Source organism: Devosia sp. MDV22-iso42 (genome assembly GCF_058629155.1).
Window position 1 is genome coordinate 63562 of record NZ_JBZVWR010000013.1, and the last position, 15538, is coordinate 79099.

Annotated in this window: 15 protein-coding genes and 1 tRNA gene; 12 read left to right on the forward strand and 4 right to left on the reverse strand. The window is 63.4% G+C overall.

What is annotated here, in order from left to right; all coding sequences use genetic code 11:
- The first annotated feature begins 671 nt into the window (after positions 1–671).
- Positions 672–1076, forward strand: a complete 405-nt coding sequence (locus AC4NN3_RS16665; RefSeq protein WP_491928216.1) for a hypothetical protein — start codon at positions 672–674, stop codon at positions 1074–1076.
- A 681-nt stretch (positions 1077–1757) separates the two neighbouring features.
- Here AC4NN3_RS16665 and AC4NN3_RS16670 read toward each other — a convergent pair.
- Positions 1758–1841: transfer RNA gene (locus AC4NN3_RS16670), tRNA-Leu, on the reverse strand.
- 377 nt (positions 1842–2218) lie between these two features.
- Between AC4NN3_RS16670 and AC4NN3_RS16675 the strand changes: the two genes are divergently transcribed.
- Entirely contained in the window at positions 2219–2896 is a 678-nt protein-coding gene (locus AC4NN3_RS16675) for an outer membrane protein (RefSeq protein WP_491928217.1), read from the forward strand.
- Positions 2897–3046: 150 nt separating this feature from the next.
- Here AC4NN3_RS16675 and AC4NN3_RS16680 read toward each other — a convergent pair whose 3' ends face one another.
- On the reverse strand, positions 3047–4072 hold the full coding sequence (locus AC4NN3_RS16680; RefSeq protein WP_491928218.1) for a LacI family DNA-binding transcriptional regulator: 1026 nt from the start codon (positions 4070–4072) through the stop codon (positions 3047–3049).
- 152 nt (positions 4073–4224) lie between these two features.
- On the opposite strand from AC4NN3_RS16680, the gene AC4NN3_RS16685 reads away from it, so the two are divergent.
- From AC4NN3_RS16685 to AC4NN3_RS16730, 10 genes are all read left to right on the forward strand, one after another.
- The gene (locus AC4NN3_RS16685; protein ID WP_491928292.1) at positions 4225–5277 is read left to right on the forward strand and encodes a Gfo/Idh/MocA family protein; all 1053 of its coding nucleotides are present in this window, start codon (positions 4225–4227) and stop codon (positions 5275–5277) included.
- Positions 5274–6176, forward strand: coding sequence for a sugar phosphate isomerase/epimerase family protein (locus AC4NN3_RS16690; protein WP_491928219.1), 903 nt, complete (start codon positions 5274–5276; stop codon positions 6174–6176). The genes AC4NN3_RS16685 and AC4NN3_RS16690 overlap by 4 nt, the downstream gene beginning before the upstream one ends.
- Positions 6177–6251: 75 nt before the next feature.
- Positions 6252–7289, forward strand: coding sequence for a LacI family DNA-binding transcriptional regulator (locus AC4NN3_RS16695; RefSeq protein WP_491928220.1), 1038 nt, complete (start codon positions 6252–6254; stop codon positions 7287–7289).
- A gap of 107 nt (positions 7290–7396) precedes the next feature.
- Positions 7397–8623, forward strand: coding sequence for an ABC transporter substrate-binding protein (locus AC4NN3_RS16700; RefSeq protein WP_491928221.1), 1227 nt, complete (start codon positions 7397–7399; stop codon positions 8621–8623).
- A gap of 69 nt (positions 8624–8692) precedes the next feature.
- Positions 8693–9595 (forward strand): carbohydrate ABC transporter permease, encoded by a 903-nt coding sequence (locus tag AC4NN3_RS16705; RefSeq protein ID WP_491928222.1) that lies wholly within the window; start codon positions 8693–8695, stop codon positions 9593–9595.
- On the forward strand, positions 9592–10419 hold the full coding sequence (locus tag AC4NN3_RS16710) for a carbohydrate ABC transporter permease (RefSeq protein WP_193334455.1): 828 nt from the start codon (positions 9592–9594) through the stop codon (positions 10417–10419). Before AC4NN3_RS16705 ends, AC4NN3_RS16710 begins: the two co-directional genes overlap by 4 nt.
- A complete protein-coding gene (locus AC4NN3_RS16715; protein WP_491928223.1) occupies positions 10416–11474 on the forward strand; it encodes an ABC transporter ATP-binding protein in 1059 nt (352 codons plus the stop codon). The genes AC4NN3_RS16710 and AC4NN3_RS16715 overlap by 4 nt, the downstream gene beginning before the upstream one ends.
- 9 nt (positions 11475–11483) lie before the next feature.
- Positions 11484–13397, forward strand: coding sequence for a glycoside hydrolase family 127 protein (locus tag AC4NN3_RS16720; RefSeq protein ID WP_491928224.1), 1914 nt, complete (start codon positions 11484–11486; stop codon positions 13395–13397).
- 162 nt (positions 13398–13559) lie between these two features.
- Positions 13560–14393, forward strand: coding sequence for a DUF72 domain-containing protein (locus AC4NN3_RS16725; protein ID WP_491928225.1), 834 nt, complete (start codon positions 13560–13562; stop codon positions 14391–14393).
- Positions 14394–14471: 78 nt separating this feature from the next.
- Entirely contained in the window at positions 14472–14981 is a 510-nt protein-coding gene (locus AC4NN3_RS16730) for a disulfide bond formation protein B (protein WP_491928226.1), read from the forward strand.
- Here AC4NN3_RS16730 and AC4NN3_RS16735 read toward each other — a convergent pair.
- Both AC4NN3_RS16735 and AC4NN3_RS16740 read right to left on the reverse strand, forming a co-directional pair.
- Positions 14978–15271: a type II toxin-antitoxin system RelE/ParE family toxin gene (locus AC4NN3_RS16735; protein ID WP_491928227.1), complete on the reverse strand. Its 294-nt coding sequence runs from the start codon at positions 15269–15271 to the stop codon at positions 14978–14980. The two genes, AC4NN3_RS16730 and AC4NN3_RS16735, sit on opposite strands and share 4 nt — an antisense overlap.
- On the reverse strand, positions 15271–15531 hold the full coding sequence (locus tag AC4NN3_RS16740; RefSeq protein WP_491928228.1) for a type II toxin-antitoxin system ParD family antitoxin: 261 nt from the start codon (positions 15529–15531) through the stop codon (positions 15271–15273). The genes AC4NN3_RS16735 and AC4NN3_RS16740 overlap by 1 nt, the downstream gene beginning before the upstream one ends.
- Between the last annotated feature and the right edge of the window lie 7 nt (positions 15532–15538).

Here is a 15538-nt window from a genome sequence, read left to right on the forward strand (position 1 = left end):
CTGCCACTTAGTTGCAGACTCCGGGTTTTGTCTATGTGCCACAGATGCTTACACCATACATCATCATCGCCATTCCGTTAGCTGTGTGGGGCATCCTCGCCGTTGTGGTGCGACTGCTTCCACCACCAGCAACACACCTTCCTGAGACCACCGACAGCCCCGACCGGCAGCTCGACAAGATGGGCGCCACGAGGACCCGCCTTGACCGTGGGCGTGATGGGTCTTGGACCAAGGTTGAGACCTTCAAGTGCCCGAAGACGGCAGCCACCTACAAGCGCACAACACGAGGCTGAGACCCATGAACTACCTACTCGACGCACCCAACCAGTGAGCAGACACTTGCCGAGGCCGAGGGCATGACCTTCGCTGAAGCCGACAAGAAGTCCGCCGAGGGCTAGGCCCCAAGGGTTGACGTTGGGAAACAATTCCTACAAAAGAGAACGGAGGGGGAACATCTCCCTCCATTCACCAAAGCCGGGGGCGGCACTGAAAGAGGAGTATCAGCGTCATGTTCGACAGCATTTATCTCGAAAGATGGAACCACTCGGCACACTGTCTTGACATAACACAGTGGCAGATGGGATATGAGCGCAGCCCACAGGGGGACCATAAGGTCTGGTTCGGCCCGTTCTTCCTGTCTATCCATCCAAGAGATAAGCAGAGCAGAGAGCATGAGCCAGACCAGCGAGCGCCGCCAACTTCGGAAAGTGTTCGAGGTAAACCGCATATTCATCACGATACAGCAGGAAATTAACGCCCCCATTATGAATACATTCCTCGGAGTGTGTTTGTGGGGCGAGGACCAGAAGGGTGAGACGGAAATCTCCATCACCGAGCTGGCACATCACGTAGGGCTTGCCGAGACTACCGTGTCCCGTCATCTCCGCTACTTGGGGACACAACGTCGAATTGGCGTAGAGGGCATGGGTCTTGTAGGCACCCGCGTCCATCCCATCGACCGCCGCCGCAAGATCGTCTTCCTGACACGCCAAGGCCGCAACCTCCGCGACCAACTGAACTTCACCGTAGGGGATACCAATGTCGATCCGAGCACGAGGACCAAGCTGGCAGATTGAGGTCTACTACTCCAAGGCCCTGCCAGGCTTCCAGCGTGTGCGTCAGACATTCAAGGGCACCAAAGCTGCCGCCGAGTCCCGCGAAGCGGAGATACTCCAGGCCCTTGAGGTCTACGGCAAGTACCCCGTGCAGACAGGTGACACCAAGGTCAGCGACACCAAGCGGGGCACCCTCCGCATCGCCGCCAAGCTGGCCATGGACACCCACTACAAGGAGCTGGCTCACGGGGACAAGGCCTATGCCAGCGTCTTGGTGGACATCGAGTTCCTTGAGAAGCGCGGCAAGTTCAGCTTCGAGGACATCACCTCCGAGGACATCGACGCCCTCGTGAAGTTCCACCAGGTGGAGCGCGGTAACTCGAACAACACCATCAACCACCACATCTCATACCTCTCCACCGTGAACACCGTTGCCCTTGAGCGCGACCCTCCGCTGACCAAGAAGCAGATCGTCCTGAAGCGCCTCCCCGTGAAGGTGCAGGAGAAGTGGTGGCTCACACCGGAGGACCTGGAGCGATGCACCCAGTGGCTCGAAGGCCGGCAAGACCCATTGTTCGCTGACGTGATCCGCATGGTGGCCTTCCAAGGGTTCCGCGTTGAAGAAGCGCTCCGTCTGGATCCGAAGTGGAAGCTATACGTCTACGCCCTGTCCTTCTCCGCATCGTGGCGGACGATAGTGGGTGGTGCCCTCCGCCGGACTCGAACCGGCACACCTCTCGATAACTGATTTTGAGTCAGTCGCGTCTACCATTCCGCCAGGAGGGCACGGCGGCAGGGACTACCAGAAGCCCCAGCCCAAGGCAATCAAGAACTAGAACGTGGTGGTATAGTGCCATGTGGTGCTAAATTACCCAAGCAATTACAAAGCCTTACCACAAATACGAGGAGACTCAAAATCCTCCGCCGCGAGGCGTGCCGGTTCGAGTCCGGCGGGGGGCACCAGTTCCATGACATTGCTGCTCGGCCGATCCGCTTCTGCGGGGCCGCGCGCCTGCACAGCCAAAGCCTTGCACCCAACGCATAAAAGTGAACGCCAGCCATGCGCTACGGCATGGCGTTAACCTTGTTCCTTACCGAGGTATTAACGGATCGCGTCGCATTTTAGGGGAAAGTTCACGACGCCCATTCAGACGAGGTTTTCCATGAAGCGCCAGGCCCTTTCCCTTGCTGCCCTGCTGCTGTTGTCCACCGCCGCCCATGCTGCCGATCTCGGCTGGAACAGCGGCACGAGCCCTATGTATTCGGCCGCGCCGGCATCGAGCTGGGAAGGCTTTTATGCCGGCATCAATGCCGGCTATGGCTGGGGCACGCTGACCCGCCAGCCTTCCGTTGGCGGCGCCAAGGCCGACTACAATTCCTCCGGCTGGCAGTTCGGCGGCCAGGCCGGCTACAATATGGATATGGGCGGCGTCGTGCTGGGCGGCGAGGCCGACATCCAGATGTCCTCGATCGGCTACGAGCAGGACATGGGCGCCACCGGCAAGTTCAAGTCCGGCACGGACGTCTATGGTACCATTCGCGGCCGCGCCGGCATGACCTTTGGCGCGGTGATGCCCTATGTGACGGCCGGCTTTGCCGCCGGTCGCGGCTCGGCCAGCCTGACCGATACCGCCAATGTGGTGACCTCGCAGTCGGCCAACCATGTCGGCTGGACCATCGGCGCGGGCCTTGAAGCCCAGGCCAGCGAGCAGATCTCGCTCAAGGCCGAATTCCTTTATGTCGACCTGGGCACCCAGACCTATAACGGCCTGCCCATCGGCAGCCAGGACATCACCCAGCGCTTCGGCGTCGTCCGCGCCGGCCTCAACTACCGCTTCTAGCCGACAGAAGAGATCCGACAACCTTGGTGGACGCGCAAGACCGTGGCCACCCGGCCGCCTATCGGGGACCCGGACTGCCACAGACTCCAGCACACAGGCCGGAGGCTTGGGGCGATCCGGGCCCCGATTGTCTTGAACACGGCGGCGCGCTCAGGCGCGGTCGCTTTCGCCGGCCACCAGTTCCATCGGCCAGATGCGCCGTACGATGCCCTGGGGGTAGATGTCGGCATAGGCCGGCATCGAGGCCAGCAGCGCCTCGCCCAGCGCAATGCCCAGCTCACGTAGCGACAGCCTGAAACAGGTCAGCGTCGGCGCCAGAAAGCGTGAGGCCGGCCCCTCGCGAAAGCCGATGACCGCCAGATCCCGGCCGGGCGTGAGCCCCGATTCCCCCAGCCGGCGATAGAGCCCCAGCGCCAGCAGTTCATAATTGAGCACCACCGCGCTGGGCCGATCGCCCATGGCGCAGATGTCATGCCCCAGCTGGTAACCGCCCTGCTCGGAGGACGGCACCCGGAACACCAGCGCGGGATCGAAGGTCAGGCCATTGGCCGTCAGCGCGCTCTTGTAGCTGTCGAGAAAGACAAAACCCAGATTGATGTCATTGCTGGGCACGGCCACCGCGATGCGGCGATGTCCGGCGGCGGCGAGCCGGTCCACCGCCCGCCGGGCGACTCCGGCAAAATCGAGATCGATCCAGGGATGTTCGCCCTCGGTGGCCGAGCGGCCCAGCGTGATGAAGGGTAGGCGCGCCGCCTGCAGCACGTCGATGCGCGTATCCCGGCGATGGGTGGCCGAGATGATCATGGCATCGACCAGATGCCGCGCGATCATGCGCTGCACATATTGCGTCGGGTCCTCGTCGGTGGCGCAGGGCAGCACGACAAGGTCGAGATGGTGTCGCGCCAGAGCCGACTGCACGCCGTCGAACACGCCCAGAAAGAAATTGTCGTTATTGCTGCCCGCGTCCGAGCCCAGCTCGATCATGAAGCCGACCGCATTGGTATTGCCCTGGCGCAGGCTGCGCCCCGCCTGGTTGGGCGCATAGCCCATCGCCGCCGCGGCCTCGATGACCCGGCGCCGCGTCTCCTCGCTGACATCGGTGCGGCCATTGAGCGCCCGCGACACCGTGCCGATCGAAATGTCGAGCTGCTGCGCCAGCCTGCGAATGCCCTTCATTGGTGCTGCCACCCTGTTCCAACGCGATCTAGCCAAAAACGTTTACGGTGCACTCTTGACATGCTTTGGCCGCCGATTGTAGCGTCGTAAACGTTTACGGGAACATGCAGGCAGGCCGCTCAAGACGGCTGCTGCGCTGTTCGGGAGGATTGCTGGTGCCGTTGAAAGCCGTGCTCGTGGGTTGCGGAGCCATGTCCAGGGGCTGGCTGTCCGCCCTGGCCGACAGTCCCCTGCTCAAGGGGCAGGTCGAGGTCGTCGGCCTGGTCGATATCGACGCGGCGACGGCTGCGGCCCGGGCCGCCGAATTCGGCCTGTCGGGCGCCATTATCGGCACTGACCTCGACGCCGTGCTGTCCCAGACCCGCGCCGACCTGCTGTTCGATGTCGCCGTGCCGTCGGCGCGCCCGCATGTCGTGGCCACCGGCCTCCGCCATGGTTGCCACGTGCTGACCGAAAAGCCGATGGCGCCGGCGCTGGAGGATGCACAGGCGATGCTGGCCCAGGCCCGGGCGGCGGGACGCATCCATGCTGTGGTGCAGAACCGGCGCTTCGTCGCCGGCATTCGCCGCATCCGCCAGGTCATCGAAAGCGGCGCGCTCGGCCAGCTCACCGCCCTGCATTGCGATTTCTTCGTCGGCGCCCATTTCGGCGGCTTCCGCGAGCAGATGGACAATGTGCTGCTGCTCGACATGGCCATCCATACCCTCGACGCAGCGCGTTTCATGGCGGGGACGGCGCCCCTGGCGGTCTATTGCCTTGAGACCAATCCGCCCGGCTCCTGGTATGCCCATGGCGCTGCTGCCAATGCCATTTTCGAATTTGCCGGCGATATCGTCTTCAACTATCGCGGCTCTTGGTGCGCCGAAGGCGCCAATACCAGCTGGGAAGGCGCCTGGCGCATCATTGGCACCAGGGGGACGCTGCTCTGGGATGGGCTTGAGCACTTCGAGGCCCATCAGGTGGCCGGCGAGACCGGCTTCTTCCGCGACCTGGTCCCGCTGGCTGTCCCAGAGGCCGCCGACGCCGCCCTGACCGAGGGCCATGCCAGCGTCATCGCCGAATTTCTCGCTTCCATTGCCGCGGGGCGCCAGCCGGAAACTGCCGGCAGCGACAATATCAAGAGCCTGGCCATGGTCTTTGGCGCCATCCAAAGCGCCCGCAGCCGCCAGCGCGTCCTCATCCAAGCCCAGGAAACCGCACCGTGACCAATCCCGCCAAGTCGATCCGCATCGGCACCATGATCCAGGCCAGCGCCGGCCAGGCCGCCGAGAATATCGCCGCCATTGCCGATCTGGGCTTTGAGAGCTTCGAGCCCTTCTTCTGGCAGACCACCAATGGCCAGGACCTGGCCGAACTGGGCAAGCGCAGCCTGGACGCCATCGGCGCCCGCGATATCACCATCTCGACGCTGGGCATGTTCGGCAATCCGCTCGAAGACCAGGAGATGGACCGCCAGACCCTGCAGGGCTGGAAGGACTGCATCGACAATGCCCACCATTTCGGCGCCACCTGCGTCGCCGGCTTTACCGGCCGCCTCCGCAACCAGGTGCTGACCGACAGCCTGCCGCGCTACAGGCAAGTGTGGAGCGAGCTGGCCAGGCGGGCGGCCGACAAGGGCGTCAAGATCGCCTTTGAAAACTGCGCCATGGATGGCAATTGGGCCACAGGCGACTGGAACATCGCCCACAATCCCGATGCCTGGGAGCTGATGTTCAACGAGACGCCGGACGACAATATCGGCCTTGAATGGGAGCCCTGCCACCAGCTGGTCTACTTGATTGATCCGCTGCCCCAGATCCGCAAATGGGCGCACAAGTTCTTCCATGTGCACGGCAAGGACGCCACCGTGCGCTGGGAGGTGATCCGCGAACACGGCATTTTCGGCAAGGAGAAGTTCGTCTTCATGCGCACCCCCGGCTTTGGCGACAGCAACTGGACCGACGTGATCTCCGAGCTGCGCCTGGCCGGCTATACCGGCTCAATCGACATCGAGGGCTGGCACGACCCCGTCTATCGCGACGCCTTGGAAATGACCGGCCAGGTGCATGCCCTCAACCATCTCAAGACCGCCCGAGGCGGCGAATATGTATCCGCCGGCTCATAAGTATGACTATTGACGTATTGTGAGAAACCGTTTTACCTAAGGTGAGAAAAGGGTTTTCCTTTGAGGTATAAGGACGTGGTCAAGGCAGAACGGATACGCATCTATGACGTCGCCCGCGTTGCCGGCGTCAGCGTTGCCACGGCCTCCAAGGCGCTCAACGATACCGGCCGCATGACCGAGGCGACCCGCACCCGGGTCAAGCAGACGGCGGCTGCGCTGGGCTTCCGTCCCAATGCCATGGCCCGCGCCTTGACCCAGCAGCGCAGTTTCACCATTGGCCTGCTCACCAACGATACCTATGGCCGCTTCACCCTGCCGGTCATGGCCGGCATCAATGCGGCGCTGGTCGACCGGGGCGTGTCGGTCTTTCTCTGCGGCATCGAGGATGATGCCGCCCTGGGCAAGATCCATGTCGATGCCATGCTCGACAAGCAGGTCGATGGCATCATCGCCACCGGCAAGCGCATCGATCGCCGCCTGCCGGTCGACCTGTCCGACCTGCCGGTGCCGGTGGTCTATGCCTTTACCCAGGGCCCGGAGGACGCGGTAACGCTGGTCTCCGACGATGCGCAGGGCGCGCGCCTGGCGACGCAATGGCTGCTCGGGCTCGGGCGCCAGCGGCTGGTGCATGTGACCGGGCCGGAAAGCTTTGCCTCGGTGGCCGCCCGGGCCGGCGCCTTCCGGGCGGCTGCGGGCGCAGAGGCCCCGGTGCTGCACGGCAGCTGGTCGGAAGCCTGGGGCCACGCGGCGGTGGCCCGGCTGTGGCAGGAAGAACTGCCCCCCGACGCCATCTTCTGTGGCAATGACCAGATCGCGCGCGGGGTCGTGGACGCGCTGCGCGAACGCGGTGTCGCCGTGCCGGCCGACGTCTCAGTCATCGGCTTTGACAATTGGGAAATCGTCGCTGCCGCGACGCGACCGCCGCTGACCACGGTGGACATGAATCTCATCGAACTCGGCCGCGTGGCCGGCCGCCTGATCCTCGACCTTGCCGAAGGCAAGCCGGTCGAGCCGGGCATCCGCACGCTGCCATGCCATCTCGTGGTGCGCCAATCCTGCGGCGGCGATGCACTCGCCCATGCCAACAGGCAAGAGGTGCTTCAGGAGGTTTGAGGAGTGCTGCCACAGGCGTTGCAACCGCCCGTGGCAGCGAGGAAAGCCGCAAGGGAAGAGGAACCCGAGCGGTATGCAGCGCGGCCGAGGCCGCAAGGGAGGATATAATGCACTTGTCTAAACTGGGTCTACTGGCCGGCTTGGCCGTCGGCGCTTTGGTCGCAGCCACACCGGCTTTCGCGCAGGTAAAGCTGACGGTCTGGTCCATTGACGGCGTCGACCGGCCGGGCATCGCGGACACCTATTCCAAGGAGTTCGACGACGCCAATGAGGATATCGTGGTCGAGTATCGCGGCATCCCGTTTGACGAGATCGTCAACGAAACGCTGCGCGCCTTCGCCACCGGCAATGCGCCCGACATCGTCTCGTTCGACAATCCCGATTTCGCGCTGTTCTCGTCGCGCGGCGCCATGCTCGACATCACCGACCGCGTCGCCGGCTCCGAGATCGTCAGCAAGGCGGAATATTTCGAAGGGCCGCTCAATTCGGTGACCTGGGACGGCAAGCTGTTCGGCCTGCCCAAATATACCGACACCATCGGCATCTTCTACAACAAGGACCTGTTCGCCGCGGCCGGCCTGACCGAGCCACCCCAGACCTGGGCCCAGGTTGCTGAATATGCCGAAAAGCTCACCGATCCGGCCAACAATGTCTATGGCATCACCTTCTCGGCCCGTGCCGGTGAAGAGGGCACGTTCCAGTTCCTGCCGGTGATCCAGATGTCGGGCGGTGGCGCCGACAAGGTCAATACCGAGGGCGCAGCCAAGGTGCTCGATATCTGGAAGGGCCTGATCGACAGCGGCTATGCCTCGCGCGACGTGCTGAGCCTCGGCCAGTGGGACTCCACCGGCGTCTTCAATTCCGGCAATGCCGCCATGGCCATTTCCGGCCCCTGGGAAATCGACCGCATGGTCGAGGACGCCAAGTTCGACTGGGGCGTGGCGCTGCTGCCCACCATCGAGGATGGCGATGAGCGCTCCTCGGCCCTGGGTGGCTTCAACTGGGGCATCATGGCCAATACGGCCCATCCCGACGAGGCCTTCCGCCTGCTCGAATATTTCGTGAGCCAGGAAGATCGCATCTTCCCCGAATTCGGCAACCTGCCCGCGCGCGGCGATATCCCGCTGCCCGTGACCGGCATCGAAAAGAAGGATGCCGCCCTCAAGGTCTTCCAGGAGCAGCTGCAATATGCCCAGCCACGCGGGCCGCATCCGGAATGGCAGAAGATTTCCAAGGCCATCTACGATGCCGAACAGCAGGCCCTGACCGGTCAGATGTCGTCAATGGACGCCCTGAACCAGGCCCAGACCACCATCGACGGCATTTTCAACTAGTCCTCCCGACTGGGCCGGCCGGAGCATGCTCTGGCCGGCATTTTCTGTTCAGCTCCCTTGGAGGATATGGTGTCGCGATTTTTCAGCTGGCTGCGGGACGGGGTGGGGTTTGATATCCTGCTGGTCGGCGCCGCCCTGCTTTTCCTGCTCGCTCTGGCCGGCGCCCCCCTGGTCTACAATGTGCTGATGAGCTTCCAGCAGGTGGACATGTTCACCCTGGGTGAGCTGTTCCGCCCCTTTGTCGGCTTCGACAATTACGTCGCCGTGGTGCAGCAGCCCGAATTCTGGCTGGTGACGCGCAATACAATGGTCTTTGTCTTCGGCTCGATGACCGGCCAGTTCGTGCTCGGCTTCGCACTGGCCCTGTTCTTCGCGCAGGACTTTCCGGGAGCATCGACCATTCGCGGCCTGTTCCTGGTCTCCTGGGTCATGCCGGGCCTCGTGGTCGGCGGCATCTGGAGCTTCATCCTGGCCGGCGACTATGGCGTGCTCAACGTCATCCTCAAGGCGCTCGGCATCATCGATGCCAACGTGTTCTGGAAATCGGACCCGAACTTTTCCATCTGGGCCGTGATCATCGCCAATATCTGGCTCGGCCTCGCCTTCAACATGCTGCTGCTCTCGGTCGGGCTGGCCGCCATTTCGCGCGACCTCTACGAAGCAGCAGAGCTTGACGGCGCCAATGCCCTGCAACGCTTCTGGACCATCACCCTGCCCCTGATGCGCCCGACCATCGGCGCCGTGCTGTCGCTGGGCCTGATCGGCACGCTGCAGCAGTTCGACCTGTTCCCCGCGCTCACCGAGGGCGGGCCGGCCAATACCTCAAACGTCGCCGGCTACTGGTCCTGGCAGCTCAGTTTCCAGCTCTATGATTTCGCCAAGGGCGCCACGGTATCGGTGATGATGTTCCTGCTCGTGCTGTTTGCCTCGGTCGTCTATGTGCGCTCCACCCGCCACGAGGTGCGCGGATGACCCGGACCTATACGCCCTGGATCCTGCTCACCGTCGCCCTGGCGCTGGCCGCGGTCTACCTGTTTCCGCTCTACTGGATGTATGTCACCAGCCTCAAGACCGGCTCGGAGATGTTCGCCAATCCGCCTACCTTCTGGCCCAACAATCCCAATCCCGGCATCTATCCCGAGGTGTGGGCCCGGCGCGCCATGCCCACCTATCTGTGGAACTCGGTGCTGATCGCCAGCGGCGTCACCGCCATCACCGTGGTGCTGGGCACCGGCTGCGCCTATGTGCTGGCCCGCTATCGCAACAACTGGATCGATGTCGGCCTGTTCTTCGTGCTGATGCTGCAGGTGCTGCCGGCATCGGTGATGATCACGCCGCTCTTTGTCGGCTTCAACCAGGTCGGCCTGCTCAGCTATCCGCGTACCGCGGTCGTGCTGGCGGCGGCAGCCAAGGCCATGCCGTTCTTCGTGGTGCTGGTCCGCGCCACCTTCATGAGCGTGCCGCGCGAACTCGAGGAAGCCGCTTTGGTCGACGGCAATTCGCGCGTCGGCGCCTTCTTCTTCATCGTGCTGCCGCTGGCCCGCAACGGCATCCTGGTCTGCGCCATCCTCACCTTCATGAGCGCCTTTGGCGAATATATCTATTCCAAGTCCATCATCCAGAGCCCTGCTCTGCAGCCGGCCAGCGTTGGTCTCTCCGGCTTTCTTGGCCCCAACTCGACCGACTGGAGCGCCATCATGGCCTATTCGGCGATCTATGTGACGCCGATCCTTGTCGCCTTTGTCATCCTGCAGCGCCGTATCGTATCCGGCCTCACCTCGGGAGCCCTCAAATGACCGCTCAGATCGAAATGCGCGATATCCAGAAGCATTATGGGATTTTCCACGCGCTCAAGGGCATTTCCCTGACCATCGACAAGGGCAGTTTCGTCGCCCTGGTAGGCCCCTCCGGTTGCGGCAAGTCCACCCTGCTGCGCGCCATTGCCGGGCTCGAATCCATCAGCTCGGGGGAGCTGCGCATTGCCGGCAAGGCGATGAACGGCGTGCCGCCGCGGCACCGCGACATCGCCATGGTGTTCCAGTCCTATGCGCTCTACCCGCACATGACGGTGGAGGAGAACCTCACCTATTCCCTGCGCCTACATGGCGTGGGCAAGGCTGACGCCAGGCAGAAGGCGGCCGAGGTTGCGGCCACGACCGGACTGACCAGCCTCCTGGGTCGCTACCCGCGCCAGCTCTCGGGCGGTCAGCGCCAGCGCGTCGCCATGGGCCGCGCCATCATCCGCAATCCCAAGGCTTTTCTGTTCGACGAACCGCTGAGCAATCTGGACGCCTCGCTGCGCGTGCAGATGCGCAAGGAAATCCGCGCTTTGCACGACCGGCTCGGCGCCACCTCGGTCTATGTCACCCATGACCAGATCGAGGCCATGACCATGGCCGACTGGGTCGTGGTCATGCGCGATGGCATCATCGAGCAGCAGGGCCGCCCGCTCGATCTCTATGACAGACCGGTCAACCGCTTCGTGGCCGGCTTCATCGGCTCGCCGGCCATGAACTTCCTTTCTGGTCACATTGCCGAATCCGGCACTGGCGTCGTGCTGGCCGATGGCGCCGGCACCCTGCCGCTCCATCGCCAGCTGCAGCCGGGCACGGCGGTGATCGCCGGCATTCGCCCCGAACATCTCGACGTGGCGGAGGACGACGCAACCTTCCACCTCGATATCGGCGTGGTCGAATCGACCGGATCGGCCACCTATCTCACCTCGCCCGACGGCAATTTCCAGCTCGTCCAGTCCGAGCGGACCAGCCTGGCCGCAGGCGACCGCCTTGGTCTGCGCATCCACCCCGCCAAGATCCACCTCTTTGATCCCCAGACCGGCATCGCGCTTTAAGGAACTGTCATGTCCCGCTACACTTCCGTGCCATTCCCCCAGGTCAAGCTCGAGGGCCAGTTCTGGCACGAGCGCCTCGACACCGTGCTCGACCGCACCGTGCCCAGCCAGCACAGGAAGCTGGGCGAATATGGCATCCTCGACTCCCTCAAACTCCCCGATCCGCCGCCGCCGCTGCGCTTTCCGCGCCATGCCAATGGCTTCACCGTCCAGGTGTTCTGGGACAGCGATGTCGGCAAATGGATCGAAGCGGCCAGCTACGCCCTGGCGCATCGTCGCAATACCGATATCGAAGCCAAGATCGAGGCTGCGATCGACGACCTGGAGAAGGCCCAGGCCGAGGATGGCTATCTCAACTGCTGGTATCTCGGCCACGAGCCGGACAAGCGCTGGACCAATCTGCGCGACAACCACGAAATGTATAATGCCGGCCACCTGCTTGAGGGCGCCGTCGCCTATTTCCAGGTGACCGGCCGAAGGCGCTTCCTCGACATCATGGAGCGCTATCTCGAGCACATCTATGCCAGTTTCGGCACCGGGCCGAACCAGCGCCGCGGCTATGACGGGCACGAGGAAATCGAGCTGGCGCTGATGAAGCTCTATTATCTCACCGGCGCCAAGAAGCACCTCGACTTTGCCGCCTATCTCATCAACGAGCGCGGAAGGCAGCCGCCGCATTATTTCGATGTCGAACGCGAAAAGCGCGAGGGCGGCGACAGCCGGCAGCCCTATGTCTTCGCCAATTACGAATATTCGCAGAGCCACAGACCGGTGCGCGAGCAGGACAAGGTCGTCGGCCACGCCGTAAGGGCCATGTATCTCTATACCGCCATGGCGGATCTGGCGGCCGAGCTCGATGATGCCGGCCTCAAGCATGCATGCGAGGTGCTGTGGGACGACGTCATGGAGACCAAGATGTATGTGACGGCGGGCCTGGGGCCCTCGGCGCAGAACGAGGGCTTCACCCATGATTTCGACCTGCCCAACCAGACCGCCTATGCGGAAACCTGCGCCTCGGTGGCGCTGATCTTCTGGGCGCAGCGCATGCTGCATCTCGATCTCGACGGCAAATATGCCGACATTCTCGAGCTGGCCATGTTCAACGGCGCCCTCAGCGGTCTCAGCCGCGACGGCGAACACTATTTCTACGCCAATCCGCTCGAAAGCGACGGCACCCCGACCCGCTGGGACTGGCATACCTGCCCCTGCTGCACCATGAATGTCAGCCGGCTGGTAGCCTCGGTGGGCGGCTATTTCCTGTCGACGGCAGCGGACGGGGTGGCCTTCCACCTCTATGGCGGCATTGACACCGAGGTCGAGATTGCCGGCACCATGGTGGGCCTGCGCGAGATCTCGACCTATCCCTGGAACGGGGACATCCGCATCGAAGTCGAACCGGCGGTGCCGACCACGTTTGACCTCAAGCTGCGCATTCCCGGATGGAGCCAGGGCGCCCGGGTGGCGGTCAATGGCGTGGCGGTCGACATCGCCGAGGCGGTCAACGGCTACCTCACCATTCATCGCGACTGGTTCGCTGGCGATGTGGTGACCCTCGACCTGCCCATGCCGCCGGTGCGGCTCTATGCCCATCCCGGCGTGATCATGGATGCCGGCCGCGTGGCCCTCAAGCGCGGTCCGCTGGTCTATTGTCTCGAGGAGGTCGACAATCCCGGCGGAAGGGTGCAGCGGCTCAAGCTGCCCCGCAAGGCCGAGCTGATGGCCGAAACCCGCGCCGACCTGTTTGACGGCATCGTCGTCCTCACCGCCCAGGCTTCCGCCATCGACGAGCATGACTGGAAGACACTCTACCGCACCACCCCGGCGCAGGAGACGCCGGCAAAGCTGACCGCCATCCCCTATTACCTGTGGTCCAATCGAGGACAGGGCTCCATGATGGTCTGGGTGCCAGAGCAACAGGGCTGAGGCACCGCTCGCCTGGCCACACCGCCAGGCGCCTCAGGGACGAACCGATGGAAACATAAGGCGAAACAGGGCAGTTTGGGCAGGCGGTGATAGCGGCTGGTCGGCGATTCAGACCATGGCCAGCATCCTGGTCCCGGGACGGTGGGGCGACGGAGGTGAATGATGGGTAAGCAGGGTATCGCGCGGACCGGCACGGCCGGCTGGGTCTTTGCCCCCTGGCGCAGCACCTTTTATCCCGAGGGCCTCGTGCAGAAGAACGAGCTGGCCTTTGCCAGCTCGCGCCTGACCAGTATTGAGATCAACGCCACCTTCCGCGCCAACCAGAGACCGGCCAGCTTTGCCAAATGGGCCGGCGAGGCCGGTGCCGGCTTCGTGTTTGCCGTCAAGGGCCCGCAGTTGGTCACCCATATCAAGCGGCTCAAGAACTGCGCGGTCGAACTCGCCAATTTCTTTGCCTCTGGCCCGCTGGCTTTGGGCGACAAGCTCGGCCCTTTCATCTGGCAGCTGCCGCCCAACCTGGTGTTTGATGCTGCGGTCTTGGAGGCCTTCCTCGACCTGCTGCCCAAGACCGCGGCCGATTACGTAGCGCTGGCCCAAGAGACCGATGCGCGGCTCAAGAGCCAGCCCTTTCTCGACGCCGTCGGCATTGGCCCGCTGCGCCACGCCATCGAGCTGCGCCATCCCAGTTTTGATGATCCCGCCGTCAACGCTCTTTTGGCCCGCTACAATGTGGCGCGCGTCATCGCCGACACGGCGCAGAGCCCGCAACGCGACCTCACCGCCGATTTTGCCTATTGCCGGCTGCAGGGCCCGGCGCGGGCCGACGCGACCGGCTACGAACCGGCCGATATCGCCGACTGGGCCAAGACCATTGCCGGCTGGACCAGCGCCGGCACCGATGTCTTTGCCTATTTCGTGCATGAGGACAAACTGCACGCCCCCGCCAATGCCATCGCCCTGCGCCAGGCGCTGGGCCTGCGCCTACCGGGCGATTGATCAAAAACCTGTTGCTCTCTGGCCATGCTGAAAACGGCAGGCTAAGCACTGTCCAAGCGTCACCCTGAAAGCTTCACCATGCCCGCATCGATCTTTCGCCCGCTCGACAAGAAAGCGGCCGGCCTCGCCTTCGTGCTGGGCCTGGCCACCATTGCTGCTGCCTGGGGCAGCCAGCTCATTGGCGGGCTTTACCCCTGCGAGCTCTGCCTCGAGCAACGCATGGCCTATTATTATGGCCTGCCGCTGCTGGCCGCCGTGCTGATCACCTGGAACCGCCTGCCGCTTATGGTCTGGTACATCGCCATGGCCATCGTAACGGCGATTTTCGCCTGGGGCGTCTATATGGGCAGCTACCATGCCGGCGTCGAATGGGGCTTCTGGCCCGGCCCGACCGCCTGTACCGGCATTGGCGAGGCTATGAGTTTCGACGCGCTGAGCAATATGGCCCCGGTCATCGGCTGCGACGTGGTGCAGTTCCGCTTTCTCGGGATTTCCCTGGCCGGCTATAATGCACTGATCTCGCTGGCCATCGTGGCACTGCTTGGAATAGCGATCTGGGCTCAGGCGCGGCGGCACAAACGGGGTTAGTCGCCGAGCGCCGGGTTCAGATCCATGGCAGCATGAAGGACTCGGACGACAGTGATCCGTTCGTCTTCGACCAGGTAGATGATTGAATAGGGGCCGTAGGGGCGGCGGCGATATCCCTGCGCCTCATAGCCCACCATGAGTGCGAAACGGAGCGGCTGTTCCGCAAGAGCTGCACTGGCTGACTGCAGTTCGGCAAGGAACGTCCGCGCGCGGGCCGGGCTGTCGGCTCCAATAAATGTGGTGATCGAGCGCAGATCGCTGCGAGACAGCGCGGAAAAGACGACCCGCATCACGACGCCTTCTTGGCAATCTGCTCAATCAGCTCGCTTAACTCGGCAAACACTTCGTGGGCGGGATAGACCCGCCCGGCGTCGATATCATCCTGACCTGCCTGCAGCTTGGCCGCCAGTTCCTGAAACCGCGCCTCGCGCTCCTGCACCAGGCGTACGCCTTCACGCAGCACTTCGCTTTTGGAATTGTAGCGGCCCGTGGCGACGAGGTCGTTGACCGCCTGTTCGAGGGCCTCGCCCAGTTCTGCACTGATCGCCATGGTGTGA

What these genes read in the sequence shown, in the direction of transcription:
- AC4NN3_RS16665 (WP_491928216.1), top strand. Translation starts at nt 672, where the DNA reads ATGAGCCAGACCAGCGAGCGCCGCCAACTTCGGAAAGTGTTCGAGGTA.
- AC4NN3_RS16675 (WP_491928217.1), top strand. Translation starts at nt 2,219, where the DNA reads ATGAAGCGCCAGGCCCTTTCCCTTGCTGCCCTGCTGCTGTTGTCCACC.
- AC4NN3_RS16680 (WP_491928218.1), bottom strand. Translation starts at nt 4,072, where the DNA reads ATGAAGGGCATTCGCAGGCTGGCGCAGCAGCTCGACATTTCGATCGGC.
- AC4NN3_RS16700 (WP_491928221.1), top strand. Translation starts at nt 7,397, where the DNA reads ATGCACTTGTCTAAACTGGGTCTACTGGCCGGCTTGGCCGTCGGCGCT.
- AC4NN3_RS16710 (WP_193334455.1), top strand. Translation starts at nt 9,592, where the DNA reads ATGACCCGGACCTATACGCCCTGGATCCTGCTCACCGTCGCCCTGGCG.
- AC4NN3_RS16715 (WP_491928223.1), top strand. Translation starts at nt 10,416, where the DNA reads ATGACCGCTCAGATCGAAATGCGCGATATCCAGAAGCATTATGGGATT.
- AC4NN3_RS16720 (WP_491928224.1), top strand. Translation starts at nt 11,484, where the DNA reads ATGTCCCGCTACACTTCCGTGCCATTCCCCCAGGTCAAGCTCGAGGGC.
- AC4NN3_RS16725 (WP_491928225.1), top strand. Translation starts at nt 13,560, where the DNA reads ATGGGTAAGCAGGGTATCGCGCGGACCGGCACGGCCGGCTGGGTCTTT.
- AC4NN3_RS16730 (WP_491928226.1), top strand. Translation starts at nt 14,472, where the DNA reads ATGCCCGCATCGATCTTTCGCCCGCTCGACAAGAAAGCGGCCGGCCTC.
- AC4NN3_RS16735 (WP_491928227.1), bottom strand. Translation starts at nt 15,271, where the DNA reads ATGCGGGTCGTCTTTTCCGCGCTGTCTCGCAGCGATCTGCGCTCGATC.
- AC4NN3_RS16740 (WP_491928228.1), bottom strand. Translation starts at nt 15,531, where the DNA reads ATGGCGATCAGTGCAGAACTGGGCGAGGCCCTCGAACAGGCGGTCAAC.